Annotated in this window: 26 protein-coding genes; 17 read left to right on the plus strand and 9 right to left on the minus strand. The window is 68.5% G+C overall.

Annotated features, from left to right (window positions below; translation table 11 throughout):
• From AC1DHD_RS02055 to AC1DHD_RS02075, 5 genes are all read right to left on the minus strand, one after another.
• Positions 1-768, minus strand: a 768-nt coding sequence (locus tag AC1DHD_RS02055) for an MFS transporter (protein WP_476878084.1), incomplete at its 3' end; no start/stop codon positions are given.
• A 32-nt stretch (positions 769-800) separates the two neighbouring features.
• Positions 801-1,787 carry an aldo/keto reductase gene (locus AC1DHD_RS02060; protein WP_476878085.1) on the minus strand — a complete coding sequence of 329 codons (987 nt, stop codon included), beginning with the start codon at positions 1,785-1,787 and terminating at the stop codon, positions 801-803.
• A gap of 28 nt (positions 1,788-1,815) precedes the next feature.
• Positions 1,816-2,223, minus strand: coding sequence for a (R)-mandelonitrile lyase (locus AC1DHD_RS02065; protein ID WP_476878086.1), 408 nt, complete (start codon positions 2,221-2,223; stop codon positions 1,816-1,818).
• 493 nt (positions 2,224-2,716) lie between these two features.
• Positions 2,717-3,805, minus strand: a complete 1,089-nt coding sequence (locus AC1DHD_RS02070; protein ID WP_476878087.1) for a helix-turn-helix domain-containing protein — start codon at positions 3,803-3,805, stop codon at positions 2,717-2,719.
• Positions 3,806-3,876: 71 nt separating this feature from the next.
• Positions 3,877-4,134, minus strand: a complete 258-nt coding sequence (locus AC1DHD_RS02075; RefSeq protein WP_476878088.1) for a hypothetical protein — start codon at positions 4,132-4,134, stop codon at positions 3,877-3,879.
• 266 nt (positions 4,135-4,400) lie between these two features.
• On the opposite strand from AC1DHD_RS02075, the gene AC1DHD_RS02080 reads away from it, so the two are divergent.
• The 12 genes from AC1DHD_RS02080 (at position 4,401) to AC1DHD_RS02135 (ending at position 13,014) form a co-directional block, all read left to right on the plus strand.
• On the plus strand, positions 4,401-5,102 hold the full coding sequence (locus AC1DHD_RS02080) for a TetR/AcrR family transcriptional regulator C-terminal domain-containing protein (RefSeq protein ID WP_476878089.1): 702 nt from the start codon (positions 4,401-4,403) through the stop codon (positions 5,100-5,102).
• Between the two features lie 149 nt (positions 5,103-5,251).
• Positions 5,252-5,695, plus strand: a complete 444-nt coding sequence (locus tag AC1DHD_RS02085; protein ID WP_476878090.1) for a hypothetical protein — start codon at positions 5,252-5,254, stop codon at positions 5,693-5,695.
• Between the two features lie 99 nt (positions 5,696-5,794).
• Positions 5,795-6,325 (plus strand): Asp23/Gls24 family envelope stress response protein, encoded by a 531-nt coding sequence (locus tag AC1DHD_RS02090; protein ID WP_476878091.1) that lies wholly within the window; start codon positions 5,795-5,797, stop codon positions 6,323-6,325.
• Positions 6,322-6,513 (plus strand): hypothetical protein, encoded by a 192-nt coding sequence (locus tag AC1DHD_RS02095; protein ID WP_476878092.1) that lies wholly within the window; start codon positions 6,322-6,324, stop codon positions 6,511-6,513. The genes AC1DHD_RS02090 and AC1DHD_RS02095 overlap by 4 nt, the downstream gene beginning before the upstream one ends.
• The gene (locus tag AC1DHD_RS02100) at positions 6,510-6,878 is read left to right on the plus strand and encodes a hypothetical protein (RefSeq protein ID WP_476878093.1); all 369 of its coding nucleotides are present in this window, start codon (positions 6,510-6,512) and stop codon (positions 6,876-6,878) included. Before AC1DHD_RS02095 ends, AC1DHD_RS02100 begins: the two co-directional genes overlap by 4 nt.
• Positions 6,875-7,543, plus strand: coding sequence for an Asp23/Gls24 family envelope stress response protein (locus AC1DHD_RS02105; RefSeq protein WP_476878094.1), 669 nt, complete (start codon positions 6,875-6,877; stop codon positions 7,541-7,543). The genes AC1DHD_RS02100 and AC1DHD_RS02105 overlap by 4 nt, the downstream gene beginning before the upstream one ends.
• Entirely contained in the window at positions 7,540-8,151 is a 612-nt protein-coding gene (locus AC1DHD_RS02110; RefSeq protein WP_476878095.1) for a hypothetical protein, read from the plus strand. The genes AC1DHD_RS02105 and AC1DHD_RS02110 overlap by 4 nt, the downstream gene beginning before the upstream one ends.
• Positions 8,152-8,353: 202 nt before the next feature.
• The gene (locus AC1DHD_RS02115) at positions 8,354-9,637 is read left to right on the plus strand and encodes an ABC transporter substrate-binding protein (RefSeq protein WP_476878096.1); all 1,284 of its coding nucleotides are present in this window, start codon (positions 8,354-8,356) and stop codon (positions 9,635-9,637) included.
• Between the two features lie 6 nt (positions 9,638-9,643).
• The gene (locus AC1DHD_RS02120) at positions 9,644-10,681 is read left to right on the plus strand and encodes a carbohydrate ABC transporter permease (protein WP_476878097.1); all 1,038 of its coding nucleotides are present in this window, start codon (positions 9,644-9,646) and stop codon (positions 10,679-10,681) included.
• Complete coding sequence (locus AC1DHD_RS02125; RefSeq protein WP_476878098.1) at positions 10,678-11,568, plus strand: carbohydrate ABC transporter permease; 891 nt, start codon at positions 10,678-10,680, stop codon at positions 11,566-11,568. The genes AC1DHD_RS02120 and AC1DHD_RS02125 overlap by 4 nt, the downstream gene beginning before the upstream one ends.
• A 19-nt stretch (positions 11,569-11,587) precedes the next feature.
• Complete coding sequence (locus tag AC1DHD_RS02130) at positions 11,588-11,842, plus strand: hypothetical protein (protein WP_476878099.1); 255 nt, start codon at positions 11,588-11,590, stop codon at positions 11,840-11,842.
• Positions 11,843-11,928: 86 nt separating this feature from the next.
• Positions 11,929-13,014, plus strand: coding sequence for a LacI family DNA-binding transcriptional regulator (locus AC1DHD_RS02135; protein ID WP_476878100.1), 1,086 nt, complete (start codon positions 11,929-11,931; stop codon positions 13,012-13,014).
• Here AC1DHD_RS02135 and AC1DHD_RS02140 read toward each other — a convergent pair.
• Both AC1DHD_RS02140 and AC1DHD_RS02145 read right to left on the minus strand, forming a co-directional pair.
• Complete coding sequence (locus AC1DHD_RS02140) at positions 12,993-13,922, minus strand: DUF8083 family protein (RefSeq protein ID WP_476878101.1); 930 nt, start codon at positions 13,920-13,922, stop codon at positions 12,993-12,995. The genes AC1DHD_RS02135 and AC1DHD_RS02140 overlap by 22 nt on opposite strands.
• A 31-nt stretch (positions 13,923-13,953) precedes the next feature.
• Entirely contained in the window at positions 13,954-14,760 is an 807-nt protein-coding gene (locus AC1DHD_RS02145; protein WP_476878102.1) for an exodeoxyribonuclease III, read from the minus strand.
• Positions 14,761-14,915: 155 nt separating this feature from the next.
• Here AC1DHD_RS02145 and AC1DHD_RS02150 point away from each other — a divergent pair, with 155 nt between their 5' ends.
• Genes AC1DHD_RS02150 through AC1DHD_RS02170 form a run of 5 tightly spaced genes read left to right on the plus strand, consistent with a single transcriptional unit; the run spans position 14,916 to position 19,837 of the window.
• Entirely contained in the window at positions 14,916-16,415 is a 1,500-nt protein-coding gene (locus AC1DHD_RS02150) for a CoA-acylating methylmalonate-semialdehyde dehydrogenase (RefSeq protein WP_476878103.1), read from the plus strand.
• Positions 16,415-17,485, plus strand: coding sequence for an enoyl-CoA hydratase/isomerase family protein (locus AC1DHD_RS02155; protein ID WP_476878104.1), 1,071 nt, complete (start codon positions 16,415-16,417; stop codon positions 17,483-17,485). The genes AC1DHD_RS02150 and AC1DHD_RS02155 overlap by 1 nt, the downstream gene beginning before the upstream one ends.
• Positions 17,478-18,458, plus strand: a complete 981-nt coding sequence (gene mmsB / locus AC1DHD_RS02160; RefSeq protein ID WP_476878105.1) for a 3-hydroxyisobutyrate dehydrogenase — start codon at positions 17,478-17,480, stop codon at positions 18,456-18,458. The genes AC1DHD_RS02155 and mmsB overlap by 8 nt, the downstream gene beginning before the upstream one ends.
• Positions 18,455-19,231, plus strand: a complete 777-nt coding sequence (locus AC1DHD_RS02165; RefSeq protein WP_476878106.1) for an enoyl-CoA hydratase — start codon at positions 18,455-18,457, stop codon at positions 19,229-19,231. Before mmsB ends, AC1DHD_RS02165 begins: the two co-directional genes overlap by 4 nt.
• Positions 19,232-19,237: 6 nt before the next feature.
• Positions 19,238-19,837 (plus strand): hypothetical protein, encoded by a 600-nt coding sequence (locus tag AC1DHD_RS02170; RefSeq protein WP_476878107.1) that lies wholly within the window; start codon positions 19,238-19,240, stop codon positions 19,835-19,837.
• A gap of 37 nt (positions 19,838-19,874) precedes the next feature.
• On the opposite strand, the gene AC1DHD_RS02175 is transcribed toward AC1DHD_RS02170, so the two are convergent.
• Positions 19,875-20,507, minus strand: a complete 633-nt coding sequence (locus AC1DHD_RS02175; RefSeq protein ID WP_476878108.1) for a class I SAM-dependent methyltransferase — start codon at positions 20,505-20,507, stop codon at positions 19,875-19,877.
• Positions 20,508-20,770: 263 nt separating this feature from the next.
• A complete protein-coding gene (locus tag AC1DHD_RS02180) occupies positions 20,771-21,199 on the minus strand; it encodes a DUF1761 domain-containing protein (protein ID WP_476878109.1) in 429 nt (142 codons plus the stop codon).
• Between the last annotated feature and the right edge of the window lie 24 nt (positions 21,200-21,223).

Raw genomic sequence — 21,223 nt, forward strand, 5'->3', positions numbered from 1 at the left:
GGGGCTGTGCGAGCCGAGGTTGTCCGCGGCGATGGAGGGCCCGAAGGACGTGAAGTAGCCGCCGAAGGCCCAGGTGGCGACGAAGATGGCCGACGCCAGGGGCAGGTAGGGGCGGGACGCGGCCGGCACCGCCAGGTGCGGCTTCAGCGAGGACCAGGCRCCGGGGGCGCGGGGAACGGTTTCGGGGCGGGTGGCAAGGGCTGCGGCGCAGGCGAGCAGCAGCGCCGCAAACACACAATAGGTGAGTGCACGCGGAACCGCTGCGAACTCGACGAGCAGTCCGGAGAGGAAGACGCCGAGGGCGAGCCCGATAGTCGCAGCGGCGGTGGTGACGGCCGCGACCAGCCACGGTGGGCGACGCGGTGCGGTGTCGACGACGTACGCGCCGATGGCACTGGATGCCAGGCCGGCCGCGAGTCCCTGAAGGGCGCGGCCGGCGAGAAGCGGCAGGAAGCTGTGGACCGCCAGCAACGTGAGGCAGCCGGCGACGGCAATCAGCAGGGCGGCGAGGGACACCGGACGGCGGCCGAAGTGGTTCGAGAGCCGGCCCAGGAACACCAGGGCGAATACGGCGCAGACGAAATAGGCGACGGCGGCCAGCGAGAACTGGTCGTTCGTCAGGCCGTCGGCTTTCCGGTAGGCGTCGTACAGAGGTATTGGCGAGGCCCCCGCAGCGAACACGGAAACAAATGACACGGTGGCCGCGATGAAGCCGCGGCCACGGGCGGGGGCGGTGGAGCGGGCGGGGCTGGGGTGTGTTTGGGTCATGGGGTTTCTGGGTAGGTGCGGACCTGTTGGCGTCAGCGGTTGACGTAGCCCAGGTGCTGGCTGTTGTAGCGGGCGCCCTGCACACCGATCCGCCGGGCGAGGGCGTCGAGGTCGGCGACGTCGTCCGCGGACAGGGCCACCGCCGTGGCGCCGGCGTTTTCCTCGATCCTGGCGGTGCTGCGGGTGCCCGGAATCGGCACGATCCATGGGTGCTGGGCGAGCAGCCATGCCAGGGCGATCTGCGCCGGCGTCGTTCCCTTGCTGCTGGCGAGGCCGGTGACGTGCCCGACGAGTGCGGCGTTGGCGGACCGGTTCTCCTCGGTGAAGCGGGGAATGGTGGCGCGGACGTCGCCCTCGGCGAAGGTGGTGGCCGTGCCCACCGTCCCCGTCAGGAAGCCCTTGCCCAGCGGACTGAACGGCACGAACCCGATACCCAGCTCGGCGAGCGTTGGCAGCACCTCGGCCTCCGGGTCGCGGGTCCAGAGCGAGTATTCGCTCTGCACCGCCGTCACCGGCTGCACCGCGTGCGCCCGGCGGATGGTTCCTGCCGACGCCTCTGAGAGCCCGAAGTGCCGGACTTTGCCTTCCGCGATTAGCTCACCGACGGTGCCGGCGACCTCCTCGATGGGCACGKCGGGRTCGACGCGGTGCTGGTAGARSAGGTCGATGACGTCGGTGCGCAGCCGCTGCAGCGAGGCCTCGGCGACCCGGCGGATTTGTTCCGGCCGGCTGTCGAGGCCCACGCTTTTGCCGCCCTCGATACGCCAGCCGAACTTGGTGGCCACCTGGACGTGGCTGCGGATCGGCTCCAGGGCCTCGCCCACGAGTTCTTCGTTCACGTAGGGTCCGTACACCTCGGCCGTGTCGAAGAAGGTCACCCCGAGGTCGACGGCGGAGCGGATGACGCCGATCATGTCCTCACGGCTGCCCGGGTTGGGCCCGTAGCTTTGCGACATGCCCATACAGCCCAGGCCGACGGCCGAGACGGTCAGGCCTTGTCCGAGGGTACGTGTGTGCATGATTGGTCTCCTTGCAGGTCGGTCGGTATCAGGGGCGGGTGCCGTTGTACTGGTCGTCCGTGATGTGCTCAAGCCAGGTGGTGGTCTTGGCGGGGTCATCGCCGTTCTCCAGCATGGCGATGTGCTCCATATAGCAGCCAGGTGCCGCGGCGTGCCAGTGCTCCTCGCCCGGCGGGGTGTACAGCGTCTGCCCGGGGTGGACCTCGATGATCTTGCCGTCGCGTCCGCCGAACCGGGCAATGCCCTGGGTGACACGGAGGAACTGCCCGCGGGCGTGGGAGTGCCACGCAGTCCGGGCGCCGGGAGCGAAGCGGACCGTGGCGACCACCATGCGCTGGTCGGTTTCGTGCGGCAGCGCGATGGGATCCAGCCAGACATCACCGACGAACTGCTCGGGCGGGTTCTTGCCGGTGGGTTTGGTGGGTTCGATGTTCATGCGGGCCTGCTCTCACTATCCGGGGAATTGCAACGTCCCACCCACGCTACGGCCGCATTCGGCGCTGAGGGAGTCTCCGTCAGTACCACCCTTGGCAGGGCCACTCTGGGTCCGAAAGTGTGGGAAGAAAAACACCGTGGACAAACCGGCCGCGACGGCGAATAATCCAAAATGTGTCGGGCGATTGACCCCCCAATGCAGTCGCCCGACCACCTGTTCCCCTCCCGGGCCATGTCGGCGATCAGCGGTGCGACATCTCGCGCCCTAAAAACTTCCAAAGGCGGCGGGTGCGGCCGCGTTCCGGCCTGCGCACCGCCGTCGTCGTCGCTGAACGCCCGATGGCTCAGATAATGCGTTTCTGCCCGAATTTCGATCACTTCGTGCGGCCTTGTGCCCTGTCCGGGACGGCGGCCCGAAGGCTGATTTAGGCTTCCAACAGCGGGGTAGGGAGTGCCCCCGGTCGTCATTGGGGGGACCGGGGTCGCTGCCGCCTTCAGGCGCCGAGCGTTCGCCGGAGCGCGGCAAGCCGCTCCTCGAGCGCTGAGTGGTCATCCCGCAATTCCCGCACCCCAAGGCCCGTGACATCCTTGAGCGCCCGTCGCAGGGCCTGCGTGTTGGCGAAACCTGCCGTAGCGGCAATCCGGTCCACCGTCTGGAGCCGCCACTCCGGGTCACGAAGCAACTCCAGGGCCCGTGCGGTCCGCAGGAGCCGGACCCGTGCGGCGATCCCCAAGTCCTCGCCTTCGAACAGGGTAAACAGGGTGCGCCGGGACACGTGAAAGTGGTCCGCTATTGCTTCCGAACCCATGTTTTCCGAGGCATAGTTCCTGTGCAGGTAGTTCTTGACCGCCAGCCGCTGCGAGGGCGCCAGCGATTCCGGTGCGGCTGGGACGCCGAGCAAGGACGAGGTCAGCGCGGTCACCGCGGAGCGCAGGACGGCGCTGGCGGCCTCCGCATGCGCCTCCATCCCCGCGGCCCTGCAGTTCAAGAGCAGGGGCATCAGGAGGGAGCGCAGCACAGGATGCTGAATGAGGTTCTCCACCTCGGCCAGCCTCGTGGCCCTCACCCCGTCCACGCCCAGGCCGGATTTAGCAAGGTTGAGCTGAATAACGTGCATTCCCGCCGGGGCGCGGAACTTGCCGCCGTGGGTGAGGTCAAGGAACCGGACCCGCGGCGACTGGATGGAGACCGGTTCGCCCGAGAAGTTGTAGGTCCCGGAAGGTGCCTTCACGAAATACGCAAGCCGCAGATCATCCAGGTCGCCGTTGGCCTCCCACGCACCCGCGGCAGGCCCGTTCCGGAGCTCAATCAAGCTGAATCCAGGCCCGCTGAAGCTGGTGGCGGTGGGGGCAAAATGCGGCGAAACGGGGCCGGTAGCTTCCAGCCGCACGGGCGTTTCCACCGCCTGGCTGTACCAGTGGCGCCAGTGCTCGAAGCGTTGGGGCGGCGTCAACCGCTCCGGAACGTCGTAGAGGCGCCGGAAGCCGTGGCCGGGGCCTCCCTGGCCGGCATCCGCGCCAACGGGGCCGGTGCCGGAAGTCAGGTTTTCAGGCGTACCGCGGCCACCTGCAGGATTGAGCATGACCGGATCATAGTCGGTCCGGTTGCCTGAGGTAACGGCCTATGGACCCGATTCGCGGGCGGACTGTGGGGTTAGACCATGTCCGGGTAGCTGGTGAGGATGTAATCGGCCGCGGCCGTGCCAGTCATCCGCAGGCCTGTCCGGGTGGGGTGGATGCGCTTTTTCTTCATTGCGGCCCAGAAGGCATTTTCGGGGCCCGGGGTGGTCTCGCCAAGGACGCACCAGCTCGTGTACAGGCCGTAGAGGCGGTCCCGGCCCATGGCGTGGTTGGATGCAGGATCGCGGGTGATGGCTTCCTGCAGGAATTGGTCGTAGTGAGAAGTTGCCATGATCGGCTCATTTCCTCGGAGTGCATTGGGCGCCGCCATGTGGCTATAGCAGCGGGAGCCTCAACTTCGTGCACGCGGCGCTGAGGCGTGGTGCTCCCGGTGCGCTGACTGTGCAGCTGATTCCCGGGGTGGGCGTTGCCATCCGGTCCGGGGGAGACCGGCCGAAACAACAACCCTACGTTGTAGACTCTAGGCGCAGACTAGGCATTAAGCAATGCGGTTCCTGCCATTCGGCGAATTGCCGCACCCACCCGAAACGGAATCCCATGACGCGCGACGAGAACCAGGCACCCGGCGAGCGGAAGCCGCTTAGCCGCGAACTCGTTATCTCCGCAGCCTTGGCCCTGGTGGACGCCGAGGGGCTGGAGGCACTCACGATGCGCCGGCTGGGACAGCGGCTGGGCCGGGACCCGATGAGCCTGTACCGGTACGCGGAAAACCGGGCCGCACTACTGGACGGTGTGACGGAGCTGGTCCTGAATGAGCTGGTGATCGATGCCGGCGCCGCCGACTGGCAGGCGCAGTTGCGCAGCACCGCCCACGACTTCCGCCTGCTGGCACTCCGCCACCCCAACGTGGTGCCCCTGCTGGTGACCCGGCCGCTGTCGACGCCGCTGGGGCTGCGGCCGCTGGGAACCCTGCGGCCGCTCGAACAGATTTTGGCGCTGCTGATCCACGCCGGATTTGCCCCAGCGGACGCGCTGCACGTCTACCGCGCCTATTACGGCTACCTTTACGGGCACATCCTCAACGAACTGCAGGAATTCATTGTGGATCCCGATGAAAACGAGGCCGTGCTCCGCCTGGGCCTGCACCGGCTGCCCGCAAAGGAGTTCCCCCGATTGCGCGCGCTGGCCCCGGTCCTGGCCGAGTACGACGGCGCCGGCGAACTGGACGAGGGAATCACCATCCTGCTGACCGGACTCGCCGCACGCCTTTCTCCGCCCGCCGGGCTCCCGCAGCCCTGACCGGGCATCGCATGTTGATGCGTCGGCGACGGCGCCCGGGTTGGGGACACGCCGGCCGCCACGGCTAGACTCGCACGCTGGGGAAGAACGCCATCGCTGCGGACCGCCCCCTGGCGGCCTGCGGCGCAATCTCGACCAGAAAAGTGATTGTGAAGAAAACTGCACACCAGCTGACCGTTACCGCCCTCCTCGCCGCCCTGGCACTGACCGCGTGCTCGGCGCCGGAAGCTGCGGCCCCGCCGTCGTCGGCCCCTGCGCAGACGGCGACTCCCACCCCCAGCCCCACCAAGACCTCCGGACCCTTCGGTGACTTTGCGACCGCGGCCGAAGCCTGCAAGACCATCTCCGAGCAGGCCACGGGGGCGTCCTTGCTCCCGCTCTCCGCCGCGCAGGGCAAGACCGCCGAACTCGAGCAGCACAAGGCCGAACTGAGCCGCACGGCGGAGCGGGTTCCGGACAGCCTCAAGGCCGCCTTCGCGAGGCTCAACCAGGTGGCCGTGGCCGGCCTGAGCGACCAGACCGTCTTCTCCAGCGGCAAGTTCCAGGACGCCATGGCTCCTGTGACCGGCTGGATCGCCGCTAACTGCAAGTAGGGCGCTCCCGCCGCAGGCCCGCTCCGGAAATCCCGGTGATGTGGCCCCGCGGTGGGCCCCAAGGGCTAGGGTGGTGTCAAAGAGAAGGGGGAGTGCCTCATGGAGTACCAGAATCCTGAATCCACCAACCCGGCTGCCGGTCCGGCGGCAGGACTGCCGGAGACCCGCCTGCCGGAGACCCGCCTGCCGGAGACGCGGTTGCCGGAGGCAGGGCTGCCCTTCGCGGCGTCCGCCGCGACCGGCCGCACCGTGATTTCCGAAGCCGCCGTCGCAAAGGTGGCCGGCATCGCCGCCCGCTCGGTTCCGGGCGTGTACTCCCTGGGCACTGGACCGTCCCGCGCTCTGGGTGCGATCCGCGACGCCGTGGGCAGTCCGGATCACGCCGCCGGCGTCCGGGCCGAGGTGGGCGAGACCCAGGTGGCCGTCGACATTGACCTCGTGGCCCTCTACGGCACCCCGCTGCACCCCCTCGCGGACCAGATCCGCGCCGCCGTGTACGCCGCTGTGGAGGAGCTCGTGGGACTGCAGGTCATTGAAGTGAACATCGAAATCCACGACGTCTTCGTCCCCGGACCGCCCAAGCCGGCGGCCGCCGGAGACGTGCGGCCCGTGAGGGAGGCCCTGCAGTGAACCTGACCGTGGCGGGCATCGCAGCCGGCGCTTTCCTTGCCTTTATGTCCTTCGCGTTTGGGGTCTGGGGCTTCCTCGGATCCCTGCTCTTTATGGCTATCGGAGCCCTGCTGGGCCGCGCGGCGGAAGGGAAACTGGACCTGCGCGGCGTCGTCGACGCCATCACGGGCAGGCGTTCCTCCTCATGACTGACGGCACCGGACGGAGCCTGGCCGGACACAACCGGATCAGCACCCAGGCGCTGACCAGCGTGGCACGCGCCGCGGCCGCCGAAGCGCTGGGCGTCCCCGCCCCCGACGTAAGGGCTGACTGGACGGACGACGACGGCCTGCTGGCCCTTTCGCTGGTCACCCCGATCGCCGTCCCGTCGCTCTCCTCGGTGCTCCGTGATCCGGCCCGCGTCACGGCCTTCGGTGGCCCCATCTGGGACCGTGCCGTGGCAGCCAAAGCGGAGATCCTGCGGCGGGTCACCGAACTGAGCGGCGCGCAGCTTAGTCGGGTGGACATCCGCATCAGCGGAGCAAGCATCACAGAGGGAGGGCGGGTCCGGTGAGCCAGGCAGCCGAGCGCCAGTATGGCGAAACAGGGAGCAGGCCGGCCGCCCCGGCGTCGGATCCCACGTCCGGACCGGACACCGGAACGAGTGCCCCCGGGATGGCCAAGGTCCTGGCCCGGGAAACCAGCTCTTCCAGGGCTGCCGCCTCCGTCATTGCGGCCATCCTGGTGATCGGGCTGTGTGTTTACGCCCTGCTCGAGACCGCCGTCCGTGCGGTCGGGCAGCCGCCGTGGCTGATTGACCCGCAGGCCGCGGCCGAGCGCATCATCGAGCTCCCCGCCGGCGTCCCGCCGCTGCTGCTGGGCGTCACCGGGGCCGTGCTGCTGGCCGCGGGACTGTTCTTCTTCCTCAACGCCGTGCTGCCGGGCCGGCGTGCCCGCCACGTGCTGGCCGATCCGAGGGCCGGCGTCGTGGTCGACGATGAGGTGATCGCCTCCGCCCTGGCGCGGCGTGCACGGCTCGCCGCCAACGTCACCCAGGAACAGGTGATGGTGGTGGTCTCCAGGCGGCAGGTGCTGGTGAACGTCCGGCCGACCTCCGGCGTGCCCCTTCGCGCGGCAGACATCCAGGCCGCCGTAGAGGCAGAGCTCACGGACATGGCGCTCWCGCCCCGGCCKGAGGTGCGGGTCAAYCTGGCCTCSTCGGGGGTGATCGGCGCGTGAACAGCACACCCCGGATCCTCAACCGGATTCTGCTCGCCATCCTTGGCGCCAAGCTGCTGGCGATCGGAGGGCTACTGATCCTGCTGGCGACGGTGCCGGCGGTCGGCCGCTGGTGGCAGGGCTGGTCGGCAGGGGCATGGAGCGGGGTCCGCGGACTCGTGGACCGCACCCGGCTCCCCGGCCGCCCCGAAAGCTGGCTGTGGATCCTCATCGTGGTCCTGTTGCTGGCCGTGATCGTGGCCATGGTCGCCTGGCTTGCCCAACAGGGCAAAGGCCGCGCCAACCTGCTGGTCGCCGAGGACGATGCCGGGGATGTGCCCGGCAACGTCCGGATCGGCGGCGGTGTGGCGGCGCAGGCCCTCCGGGCCGCCCTTGCCGACCGGCCGGACCTGGCCGGCGCCACTGTCGGGACCTACGAGTTCGACGGCGAGCCGGCTCTCCGGATCCGGGTGCAGCCCCGCCAGGGTGTCGCGCCGCACGCCCTCGCCGCCGAGGTGTCGGCGCTGGTCGAGGCCCTCGACGCCGTCGTGGGCAAACGAACCCCCGTGCTGATCCACCTCGGGGCCGGCGCCCGGTCCCGGTTCGGGCGCGCCGAGCGCGTCCGCTAAACGCATCCGCTGGCACGTGCGGTTAGCCGCCGGAAACATGTGCCCCACCCGGAACACCAGCACCGGACCGGCCTGCACCGGTCTCCGTTGCGTAAAGGTTTAATGTAAACGCTTGCATTCCTCACCATCGTGTCGCTAGTGTGATTGCCACCACACCAACTGCACCACCGGTACGAACCGGTACTCAGCGAGGAGCACCTGCATGAAAACCCGTAAATACCTACTTCCCGTAGCCGCGGCCGGTGTTTTGGCCCTCTCCCTCTCGGCCTGTGCAGGCGGTGGAGGCGGCGGTGGTAACTCCGCGGGCGGCGGCGACGCGGCAGCAAACCTGGACGGCCGGGGCCCCATCACCTACGTACAGGGCAAGGACAACAGCAACGTTGTGCGGCCGCTGATCGAAAAGTGGAACGCGGCGCACCCGAACGAGAAGGTCACGTTCAAGGAACAGACCGACCAGGCCGACCAGCAGCACGATGACCTGGTCCAGAACTTCCAGGCCAAGAACGCCAACTACGACGTTGTCAGCGTGGACGTCGTCTGGACCGCCGAGTTTGCGGCCAAGGGCTGGCTCCAGCCGCTCAAGGACAAGATGGCCCTCGACACCGCCGGCATGCTCAAGCCGACGCTCGAGGCCGCCTCCTACAAGGGCACCCTCTACGCCGCACCCGAGTCTTCCGACGGCGGCATCCTCTACTACCGCAAGGACCTCGTCCCCACCGCGCCCAAGACGTGGGACGAAATGATGGGCATGTGCTCAATCGCCAAGGCCAAGAACATCGGATGCTACTCCGGCCAGTTCTCGAAGTATGAGGGCCTCACCGTGAACGCCTCCGAGGCGATCAACTCCTTCGGCGGGTCCGTGCTCGACAAGGACGGCAAGCCGAGCCTGAACACCGAGGAAGCCAAGACCGGCCTGGGTAACCTCGCCAAGGCCTACGCGGACGGCAACATCCCCAAGGAAGCCATCACCTACAAGGAAGAGGAATCGCGCCAGGCGTTCCAGGACGGCAAGCTGCTGTTCCTGCGCAACTGGCCGTACGTCTACAACCTGGCCACCACCGAAGGCTCGTCCAAGGTCAAGGACGTCCTCGGCATGACCGCCCTCCCGGGCAAGGACGGCCCCGGCGCCTCCTCCCTGGGCGGCCACAGCGCCGGCATGAGCGTCTACTCCAAGAACAAGGCCACCGCGCTGGACTTCCTGAAGTTCCTCACCACCGAAGAAACGCAGAAGTTCTTCGCCACGCAGGGCTCCCTCGCCCCGGTGCTCAGCAAGCTCTACGACGACAAGGAACTGGTCGCCAAGCTGCCGTACCTGCCCGTGCTGAAGACCTCCATTGAGAACGCCGTCCCGCGTCCGGTGACCCCGTTCTACCCGGCCGTTACCAAGGCCATCCAGGACAACGCATACTCGGCCATCAAGGGTGAGAAGGCAGTGGACGCAGCGCTGTCCGATATGCAGAAGTCCATCGAAACCCAGACAAAGTAGTCACTCATGGCAACCGAATTGGGCCCGACGCCGGTAAAGAAGCCGGCGTCGGGCGGGGTCGAACCCCACCACGCACCGAAGGGGGTGGGGGAGGACAACGCCATCGCGAGCCAGGGTAAGTGGGCTTCGTGGCTGCTCGCCCCCACCATCATCGCGCTGGCCGTCGTCATTGTTTACCCGATCGTCAGCGCCATCATCATGTCCTTCCAGGCCGACGCCGGGCTGGACCCGGCCACCGGCCTCTTCGCCGAAGGCGGCCCGGCCGGTTTCAAGAACTACGTCAACTGGCTCGGCCAGCAGTGTACGTCGCCCAACGGCGGCAGCGTGGCCTGCCCGCCGGGCACCCTCGGCTCCCAGTTCTGGTCCGCGACCGCCACCACCTTCTTCTTCACCATCGTCACGGTCACCCTGGAAACCGTGCTCGGTTTCTGGATGGCCATCATCATGGCGCGCACCTTCAAGGGCCGCAGCATGGTCCGCGCGGCCGTGCTGGTGCCGTGGGCCATCCCCACCGCCGTGACGGCCAAGCTGTGGCTGTTCATCTTCGCCTTCGAGGGCATCGCCAACAAGCTCTTCAACACCTCCATTCTGTGGACCGGCAGTGAGTGGCCGGCCAAGTGGGCGGTCATCATTGCCGACGTCTGGAAGACCACGCCGTTTATGGCGCTGCTCATCCTGGCCGGCCTGCAGATGATTCCCGCTGAGGTGTACGAGGCAGCCAAGGTTGACGGCGCATCGGCCTGGCAGCGGTTCCGGATGATCACCCTGCCGCTGGTGAAGCCGGCGCTGATGGTGGCCATCCTTTTCCGCACCCTGGATGCGCTGCGTATGTTCGACCTCCCGTACATCCTCACCGGCGGGGCCAACAACACCACCACGCTCTCGATCCTGGTGATTAACCAGATCAGGCAAGGCTTCAACGTGGCGGCGGCRCTATCGACCATCACGTTCATCATCATTTTCCTTGTCGCCTTCATCTTCGTGCGCTTCCTTGGCGCGAATGTTGTGGAGCAGCAGACCGGCGCTAGTAAGGGGAAGAAATGACCACCGCCGCGACCGAGCTGCGCGCGCAGCAGGACCGGGGGCGCAAGACGGCCCAGAACCGGGAGAAATGGGCCCAGGGCCGCACCTACATCAGTGCGGTTGTCATCCTRATCTGGTGCCTGGCGCCGGCCTACTGGATGGTGGTGACGGCGTTCCGCGACGTGGGGTTCACCTACGACACCTCGGTATTGCCGTCGCACGTGACCCTGGACAACTTCAAGACCGCGTTCGACACGTCGTTCGGCAACCACTTCGGCCAGGCGCTGCTCAACAGCGTGTTCATCGGCGTCGTCGTCACCGTGGTGTCGCTGCTCATCGGCGTCTTCGCGGCCTACGCGCTGGCACGGCTGAACTTCCGGTTCAAGTACCTGGTGCTCGGCTTCATCCTGGGCGCATCCATGTTCCCCGGCGTCGCCCTCATCACCCCGCTGTTCCAGCTGTTCACCAACATCGGCTGGATGGGCACCTACCAGGCCCTGATCATCCCGAATATCTCGTTCGTGCTGCCGCTGACCGTCTACACCATGACCTCCTTCTTCCGCGAAATGCCGTGGGAGCTCGAGGAATCGGCCCGGGTGGACGGCTGCACGCAGGGGCAGGCATTCCGCAAGGTGATCATGCCGCTCGCGGCGCCGGCCATCTTCACCACGGCCATCCTGGCGTTCATTTCCTCGTGGAATGAATTCCTGATCGCCAGCCAGCTCTCGTCCGACGCGACCCAGCCGGTCACCGTCGCGATCGCGAGCTTCGCCGGCGCGCAGCCCAACCAGATCCCGTACACCGCGATCATGGCGGCCGGCACCATCGTGACCATCCCGCTCGTGATCCTGGTGCTGGTCTTCCAGCGCAAGATCGTCGCGGGCCTGACCGCCGGCGCCGTCAAGTGATGGCTGTGGCGGCAGCTTGATGGCACACGGACAGGGCCAGGGCGAAATCCACCCGACGCACCGCAGGGTGCGTTCGGGCGAGGACTTCGACATCATTATCGGGTTCCTGGGCTTCTGGGCCGTGGTCCTGCTGGCGGTCACCGTCTGGATGGAGGTGACCGCCCAGCCGGCCCTCGGCTGGGCGCTGGGACTGCTCGCAACCCTGCTGGCCCTCTATGGGATGGTCCGGCTGCGGCGGCGTTTGCCCGGCCGCACCGGATCCCGGCGGCGGTGAGGGCGGCGGCACTCGACTAGGAACGATGGGCGCCGTGGGGGCGGCACGCCGGCAGCGCACCTGCTGCCGGTCGACAAGGGGACACGGTGGCACGGACAACTGACAGGGCGCAACGCGGCGGACACTCCGGCGTCAGTATCGAGGACGTCGCAGCCGCGGCCGGCGTTTCCACCGCCACCGTCTCCCGCGCCGTCCGTGGACTGCCCCGGGTCTCACCCGCCACCCGGGAGAAAATCCTGGCCGTGGCCGAGGCCCTGGGCTATGTGGCCTCCTCCTCGGCATCCGGGCTGGCCACCGGCCGGACCCGGACCATCGGCGTGCTGGCCCCGTTCGTCAGCCGCTGGTTCTTCTCCAAGGCTATTGAGGGCGCCGACCGGGAACTGCACGGCCGCCAGTACAACCTCTCGCTCTTCAACCTSGGCGGYCACGGSAGCCACCGCGARCGSCTGTTCAGCAAGACCATGGTCTACAAGCAGATCGACGCCCTCCTGGTCCTCTGTATGGCTCTCAGCAGCGAGGAACTCGAGCACCTGCAGAAGATCGACATCCCGCTGGTTGTGGTGGGCGGCCACGTCGAGGGCTGCGCCTACATCGGGATCGACGATTACGAGGCCGCCGCCACGGCGGTCCGGCACCTCATCGGCCTGGGTCACACCGAGATCGCGCTGCTGCACGGCGACGACGAAACAGACCTGAACTTCGACGTTCCACGGGTGCGCATCAAAGCCTTCCAGGACGTGATGGCCGAGGCAGCCCTGGACGTCCGGCCGGAGTGGGACGAGTGGGGGGACTTCACCGTCCGCAGCGGCCAGGACGCCTTCCAGCGGCTGTGGGACCAGCCCGGGCCCAAGCCGACGGCGATCTTCTGCGCCTCGGACGAGATGGCCATGGGCGTGCTCTTCGAAGCCCGCCGCGCCGGGGTGCGTGTGCCGGAGGATCTCTCCGTGGTGGGCATCGACGACCACGAATTCTCCGCCGCCATCGGCCTCACCACGGTCGGCCAGCGCCCGGATGAACAAGCCGAGCTCGGCACCAAGATGCTGCTTGATGAGCTCGACGGGATCGCCGGGTCGGTGCACTCCACCGTGGCGCCGCACCGGCTGATTGTCCGGGATACGACGGCGGCCCCGCCGCTGCCCTCACGCCATGCTCAGGAGGCGCGGGCCAACTGACGGATCGGAATCCAGCGGGAGGCCAGCCGGCGGTAGGCGGCCGCAGCTCCGGTCATGTCACCCTCGGCCAGGCAYTCGATCCCCAGCCTGACATCCAGCGGCGAATCGTCCGGGTAGACCTTGTCCGCCACGGCGCCGTAGTCGAGTTCGACCACCGACCCGGGGTGGAAGAGTTCCAGCCACTCCGTGAGCTGGGTCAGGTCCTCCAGCATGTCCAGGTCCGGCGCCGCGAGGGCCAGGTGCGCGACGGCGTGCCGGACCCGCTGCAGGGCGGCGCCGAGGGTGGCCCGGATGCGCACCGTGAGAATCCGGCCGCCCGCCTCCACCACATCCGTGGGGTCCGATTCCTGGAAGAGGCAGAACCAGCTGAACGGGATCCCCCAGGTGGAGGCACGGGTGTGGACCCGCCCGGTCCCTTCCCGGGCCTTGACCTGGTCAATGCGCTCCTGGTGGCGGTCGCGCTGCTCTTCGGGGATCAGCAGCTGGGCCAGCGGGCCGTGGATGCCTTCCATCAGGGCGTTGGCGGCCAGTCCGGCCCGGAGCACCAGCTGGCTGGGGCAATACAGCAGCGCGGCGGGCACCACGCCGTCGTCGTCCTTATGGGAGCCGCCGTCGTCGTTACAGGAGCCGGGGTTCCCGGTGGCGCCGGAACCGGTGGCGCCGCTGACAGCGAGGATCCGCACCAGGTCGGTCTGCCCGGTGGGGAAAGGGTCGCCGCCCGGGCGGGTGATGCGGCCCAGGGAGGCCAGCAGCTCCGCGTTTTCGACCGCCGCGCGTGATTCCGACCGGGCGCCGGCGTCCCGCAGGGCACGCTGCTGCTCGGCGGGGAAGGCCTCGAGTGGTTCGTAGACCCGGAGCGTGGAGGAAAACGGCAGCCCGGCCTGGCCCCGGTAGAGGTTGCCCGTCATTGCGGGCCTGCGCTTGCCGGGCGGGCGGTCATCAGCCGGCCAGCTCTACAATCACCGGGGCGTGGTCCGAGGCGCCCTTGCCCTTGCGCTCCTCGCGGTCAATCGAGGCGCCGGTCACCCGGTCGGCGAGGGCGGGGGAGGCCAGGACGAAGTCGATCCGCATGCCTTCCTTCTTCGGGAAGCGCAGCTGGGTGTAGTCCCAGTAGGTGTAGACCCCGGGGCCCGGAGTGTGGGGGCGGACGACGTCGGTGAAGCCGGCGGCCTCGAAGGCGTGGAAGGCGGCGCGTTCGGGTTCGCTCACATGGGTCAGGCCCGCGGAGCGGAAGTAGTCGATGTCCCAGACGTCCTCGTCGCGCGGGGCGATGTTCCAGTCACCCATGAGGGCGATCTGGGCCGCCGGGTCGGACCGGACCCAGCCCTCGGCGTGTTCCCGGAGCATGTCCAGCCAGCTCAGCTTGTAGGGCATGTGTTCATCATCGAGCGCCCGGCCGTTCGGGACGTAGAGGCTCCAGACCCGGATGCCGCCGCAGGTGGCCCCGATGGCACGGGCCTCCTGGACCTCGTCCTTGCCGCCCTTGCCGAAGGAGGGCTGGTCCATAAAGGTGCGCTCAACATCCTCGAGTCCCACCCGGGACGCGATGGCCACCCCGTTCCACTGGCTCAGGCCGAAGTGGGCCACCTCGTAGCCCATGCTCTCGAAGAGTTCCCAGGGAAAGTTCTCGTCCTTGCACTTGGTTTCCTGGATGGCCAGGACGTCACAGTCGGTGCGCTGCAGCCATGCCTCCACGCGGTCGGCACGGGCACGGAGCGAGTTCACATTCCAGGTAGCAATCTTCACAGGTCCTAACTTACCGAACTTGGCCGCGGGGCGGCGCTGCCGGGACCGGCGGGGGCGGCTGTCCGCGGCGGCGGAGCACTCTGGAAATTAGTAGGAAGTCCGAGTATATTCGGGTGCAGAGATGATCTAGGTCACATGCAAAGGAGCATTCCATCATGGTTCGTGAGCTTTCCCATTACGTCGGCGGACAGCACATCGAGGGCACCTCGGGGCGCTTCAGCGACGTCTACGATCCCTGCACCGGCGAGGTCCAGGCCCGGCTGCCGCTGGCCAGCGCCGAAGAGGTCCGCAACGTGGTCTCGAACGCGGAGAAGGGCCAGCTGGAGTGGGCCGCGATGAACCCGCAGCGCCGCGGCCGGATCCTGCTCAAGTTCGTGGACCTGGTCAACCAGAACATGGACGAACTGGCCACCCTGCTCTCCTCCGAGCACGGCAAGACCTTCCTGGACGCCAAGGGTGACATCCAGCGCGGCATCGAGGTGGTGGAATTCGCCGCCGGCGCACCGCACCTGCTCAAGGGAGAGTTCTCCGACAGCGCCGGCACCGGCATCGACGTCCACTCCATGCGCCAGCCGCTCGGCGTCGTCGCTGGCATCACACCGTTCAACTTTCCGGCCATGATCCCGCTCTGGAAGGCCGGGCCGGCCCTGGCCGCCGGCAACTCATTTGTCCTCAAGCCCTCCGAACGGGACCCGTCGGTGCCGCTGCGGCTGGCCGAGCTGTTCACCGAGGCCGGGCTGCCGGACGGTGTGTTCAACGTGGTCAACGGCGACAAGGAAGCCGTGGATGCGCTGCTGGAAGACCCCCGCGTGCAGGCCATCGGCTTCGTCGGGTCCACCCCGATCGCGCAGTACATCTACGCCACGGCCGCCGCGAACGGCAAGCGCGCCCAGTGCTTTGGCGGCGCCAAGAACCACATGGTCATCATGCCGGACGCCGATCTGGACATGGCCGCGGACGCCCTGATCGGCGCCGGCTTCGGATCCGCCGGGGAACGCTGCATGGCCATCTCCGTCGCCGTCCCCGTCGGCAAAAAGACCGGCGACGCGCTCGTGGCCAAGCTGCAGGAACGCATCGCGGACCTGAAGGTCGGCCACAGCCTGGCCAAGGACTCGGACTTCGGCCCGGTGGTCGCCGCGTCCGCCAAGGAACGGATCGAGGGCTACATCGCCGCCGGCGTCGAGGAGGGCGCCACCCTGCTCGAAGACGGCCGCGGCCTGAAGGTCGACGGCTACGACGGCGGCTTCTGGGTGGGGCCGACGCTCTTCGACAACGTCACCAAGGACATGACGATCTACCAGGAGGAAATCTTCGGCCCGGTCCTCAGCGTGCTCCGCGCCGAGGACTACGACGAGGCGCTCCGGCTCTGCAGCGAGCACGAGTTCGGCAACGGCGTCGCCATCTTCACCCGCGACGGCGACGCCGCCCGCGACTTCGCCAGCCGCGTCCAGGTGGGCATGGTGGGCATCAACGTCCCCATCCCGGTGCCCATCGCATACTACACCTTCGGCGGCTGGAAGGCCTCGGGCTTCGGTGACCTCAACCAGCACGGCGCCGACGCGTTCCGCTTCTACACGAAGACCAAGACCGTCACCACCCGCTGGCCCTCCGGGATCCGCCAGGGCGCCAGCTTCGTGATGCCGGAAGGCAGCTGATGACGGAGCAGGCGGCCGACGGCGCAGAAGTCCTGTTCGAGCGCCGCGGCCGGCTCGGCGTCGTCACCCTGAACCGGCCCAAAGCGGTCAACGCGCTGACCGCCGGGATGGCTGCGGCAATGCTGGACCAGCTCACCCTCTGGGCGGACGACGACGCCGTCGCCGCCGTCCTGGTCCGCGGGGCCGGTGAGCGCGGCCTGTGCGCCGGCGGGGATATCGTGGCCATCTACCGGGACATGGTGGACGGCGACGGGGATGCCACCGCGGACTTCTGGGCGGTCGAATACCGGCTGAACCTGCTGATTTCCGAATACCCCAAACCCTACGTGGCCTTTATGGACGGGCTGGTCCTCGGCGGCGGGGTGGGGATCTCCGCGCACGGCTCGGTCCGGATCGTCACCGAACGCACCCGGATGGGCATGCCGGAAACCACCATTGGTTTTGTGCCCGACGTCGGCGGGACCCTGCTGCTCTCCCGCTCGCCCGGCGAAACCGGCACGCACGCGGCCCTGACCGGCGCCCACCTTAGCGGCTCCGAGGCCCTGTTCCTGGGACTCGCGGACACCTTTGTCCCCGCCGCGCAACTCGCGGATCTGGCCGAAGCGCTCGAAACCGAACCGGTGGACGCCGCCGTCGCCCGGTTCGCCGAGGACGCCCCGCCGTCGGTCCTGGCCGCGCAGCAGGAGTGGATCGACGCCTGCTATTCGGCCGACGACGCCGGGGAAATCCTCCGCCGGCTGCGCACCGTCGGCGGGGAGGCCGCGGACGTGGCCGACACAATCGAGGCAAAGTCCCCGACGGCGGTCAAAGTGGCCCTCGCATCGCTGCGGCGCGCGCGGGGCCTGAGCCTGGCGGACGCCCTGGCACAGGAGTACCGCGTGGGCCTGCGCTTCCTGGCCGGCGCCGACTTCCGCGAAGGCATCCGCGCGCAGGTGGTGGATAAGGACCGCACCCCGCGCTGGACGCCGGCCAGCCTCGCCGAGGTACGCCAGGACGACGTCGAGGCCTACTTCGCCCCGCTCGGTGACCGTGAACTGCAGCTCGCTCCGAAGGAGAAAAACAATGTCTGAGACCGCAGCGCCGGAGACCCCCGCGCCCGTGGCAGGAACCGTCGCCTTCCTTGGTCTGGGCCACATGGGCGGGCCGATGGCCGTCAACCTGGTCAAGGCCGGCTACACCGTTACCGGCTTTGACGTGGTGCCCGCAGCGCTGGAAGCCGCGCGTGCCCACGGGATCACCACCGCGGACACCGCCGCGGAGGCCGTGGCTGGCGCCGCCGTCGTGCTGACCATGCTGCCCAGCGGCAAACACCTGCTCGACGCCTACCGCGGCACCCCCGGCGAGCCGGGACATCCAAGCCAGCCCGGGCTGCTGGCCGCGGCGGAACCCGGAACCATGTTCCTGGACTGCTCCACCATCAACGTGGACGAGGCCCGCGAGGCCTCCGCCCTGGCCGTCGAGGCCGGCCACCGGGCCGTCGACGCTCCGGTGTCGGGCGGCGTGGTGGGCGCCGAAGCGGGGACCCTGACGTTTATGGTCGGCGCGCTTGAGGAGGACTTCGCCGCGGTAAAGCCGATGCTCGAAGTCATGGGTAAACGCGTGGTCCACTGCGGCAGCCACGGCGCCGGCCAGGCCGCTAAGATCTGCAACAACATGATCCTGGGCGTCTCGATGATCGCGGTCAGCGAGGCCTTTGTCCTCGGCGAGAAGCTTGGCCTGACGCACCAGGCCCTTTTCGACGTCGCCTCCGCGGCCTCGGGCCAGTGCTGGGCGCTGACCACCAACTGCCCCGTCCCCGGACCGGTGCCGACCAGCCCGGCGAACCGCGACTACCAGCCGGGCTTCGCCGGGGCGCTGATGGCCAAAGACCTGAAGCTGGCGCTCAACGCGCTCGAAAGCACYGGCGTCGCCGCCCGGCTGGGACCCCTGGCCTCGGAAATTTACGATACGTTTGCCGCGGAAGGCGGTGCCGGGCGGGACTTCTCCGGCATCATCACCGACATCCGGGACAAAACCGACCAGCAGTCGAGGGGACAGGCATGACCGAGTACACAAACATCCTGGTGGAGCGCCGCGGCCGCGTGGGCGTCGTGACGCTCAACCGGCCCCAGGCGCTGAACGCCCTGAACAAGGACACCATGGACGAGCTCGTGGCCGCAGTGTCCGCGATGGACACCGATCCCGGCATCGGGGCCGTAGTGCTGACCGGTTCGGCCAAGGCTTTCGCCGCCGGCGCCGACATCAAGGAGATGCAGTCCAAGGGCTACATGGAGATGTACGCGGCGGACTGGTTCCGTGGCTGGGAGGACTTCACCCGGCTGCGCATCCCCGTGGTCGCTGCCGTCTCCGGGTTCGCCCTGGGCGGCGGCTGCGAACTGGCCATGATGTGCGACTTCATCATTGCCGGGGACAACGCCAAGTTCGGCCAGCCCGAAATCAACCTGGGGGTCCTCCCCGGGATGGGCGGGTCGCAGCGGCTCACCCGCGCCGTCGGCAAGGCCAAGGCGATGGACATGATCCTCACGGGCCGTTTTATGGACGCCGAGGAGGCCGAGCGCGCCGGCCTGGTGTCCCGCGTGGTGCCGGCCGCGGACGTCGTAGAGGAAGGCGTAAAGGCCGCCGAGGTCATCGCGTCCAAGTCCAAACCCGTTGCGATGGTGGCCAAGGAAGCGGTCAACGCAGCCTTCGAAACCGGACTGGCGCAGGGTGTGCTGTTCGAACGCCGTGTGTTCCACTCGCTGTTCGCCACCGAGGACCAGAAGGAAGGCATGGCCGCGTTCAGCGAGAAGCGGCAGCCCGAATTCAACCACCGGTAGGTTGCCGTGAACACCGGGTTTCTTGGCGTCGGGGCCTCAGCGGACGAGACCCATGCCCTGCTCCCCGGGGACGCGCTGGTGCCCGACGCCGATGTGGTGATGGACCGGGGGTTCGACCTGCCGGCGCCGCCCGGGACCGTCTGGCCGTGGATGGTGCAGCTGGGTAAGCAGCGGTCCGGGTGGTACCTGCCCCGGTGGGTCGAAGCCGTCCTCCCGGCTGGCCGCCGGGCGCTCCGCACCATTGACCCGGTGCTGCAGGGGCTCCGGCCCGGCGACGTCATTCCCGACTGGGGCGGCCCCGGCGCCACGTTTGAAATCGTCACGGTGGATCCGCCGCGTGCCCTGGTCCACCGGTCGCAGCGCGGGGCGCTGCGGATCAGCTGGGCAATTGTGCTGCGGCCGGTGCCGCTCCAGAATGGGGCGGAGGGCGCGGTTGGGGCGGCTAAGAGCGCTGGCGCGGTGGCCGGGACGCGGGTTCACCTGAGGCTCCGGCTCGCCGGGGTCAAGCGCCGCCGACTGGTGGAAGTCGGCGGCGGCCTGTTCGATCTCCTGACCATCGCCGGGCTCGCGGCCGGCCTGCGGGAGCGGCTGGGCACGGGCCGGTAGCCGCCCGGGTTGGCCAGCCCGCGGGCGGGTGGCGGCGTTATGCCCGGCGGCGGGCGCGGAGAACCGAGTCCTGGACCGTCACCGGGGCGCCGTCGGCATCGCTGGTGGCGCGCGGCCGTGCCGTGCAGGTGAGGATTTCCCACTCCACCGGGTCGAGGTCCGCCGCGATCTGTTCGGCGGTGAAGAGCAACCCGGGGGTGGAGGGCCGGCGCACTGACGTTTCCAGGTCCGCGGGGTGGTGGCCCACGATCAGCAGTGTCCCGCCCGGAGCGACGGACGCGGCCAGCCGGCTGTACACGCCCTCCCGCTGGGGTGCCGGCAAATGCAGATACTGCGCCGAGACGAGGTCGAAAGTACCGGCCGGCGGCGGCGACGCCGTCAGGTCCTCGTGCAGCCAGGTGATCCGGGCGGCGGTCTCCGGTTCGTCGTCGAGCGCGGCGGATGCCCGGGCCAGGGCCACTGACGAGATATCGACCGCCGTCACCCGCCAGCCGCGGCGGGCCAGCCACGCGGCGTCGGCGCCTTCTCCGGCCCCGACGTCGAGCGCGGAACCCGGCCGGAGATCCGAGGCCTCGGCCACCAGCTGGGCGTTCGGTTGCCCGCTCCACACTGACCCGTGACGGCCGTGCTCGCGGTACCGTTCGTCCCAGAACGATTCGTCGAATTCCATGTGCAGCTCTCCTCCGGGCGCCGTCCCACACTGCCGGGCGCCTGCCGCTCCGGCCGCCAACCCAGTCTAGGCGGGCACCCGCGCCGCCGCGACGCGCACTTGCCCCGGCGACCAGCAAACCCCTTCGCGACGCGGAAAAGACCCCACGCGGCGGTAATACCCGTAGCGCCGGGTTATTTGAGCGTCGCTGGGTCGGATGCGTATCGCCGACGCGCAATTGCCCCGGCGACGGCCCCCGGCGACCAGCCCGCCAGTCCGGGTACCTACGTGGCGGAAATTCCGAACAGGCCGATGATCAGGGCCATCACCATCAGGGTCACGAATTCGTGGGCGCAGTTGAGCACCGTCAGGCCCACGGGGCGCCCCTCGAAGGCGTCGTGCGTGATGAAGCGGGCCGCCGTGAACCCGGCCCAGAGGATCAGGGCGGTCACCAGGGTGTTGGCCAGGAAATTGCCGCCGTAGAAGTTCTGCGAAATGGCCGCCGATCCGGCCAGCACCCAGGCGCTGACCAGGCTCACCAGCAGCGTGATGAGGATGGGCTTGACGGCGTCCCGGGCCTCTCCGCTGGGCGTGACCTTGGCGACGCGCATCCAGTAGTTGCCAAACACCTTGGGCGTGTACCAGACGGACCCGACCACCATGCTGGACAAGGTTGCCAGCAGTACCGCCCAGATGTTGATCTCGGGAATCATTGCGTTCTCCTCAGCTCCGGGTCC

It is taken from the genome of Arthrobacter sp. 05L45_2 (genome assembly GCF_056397525.1).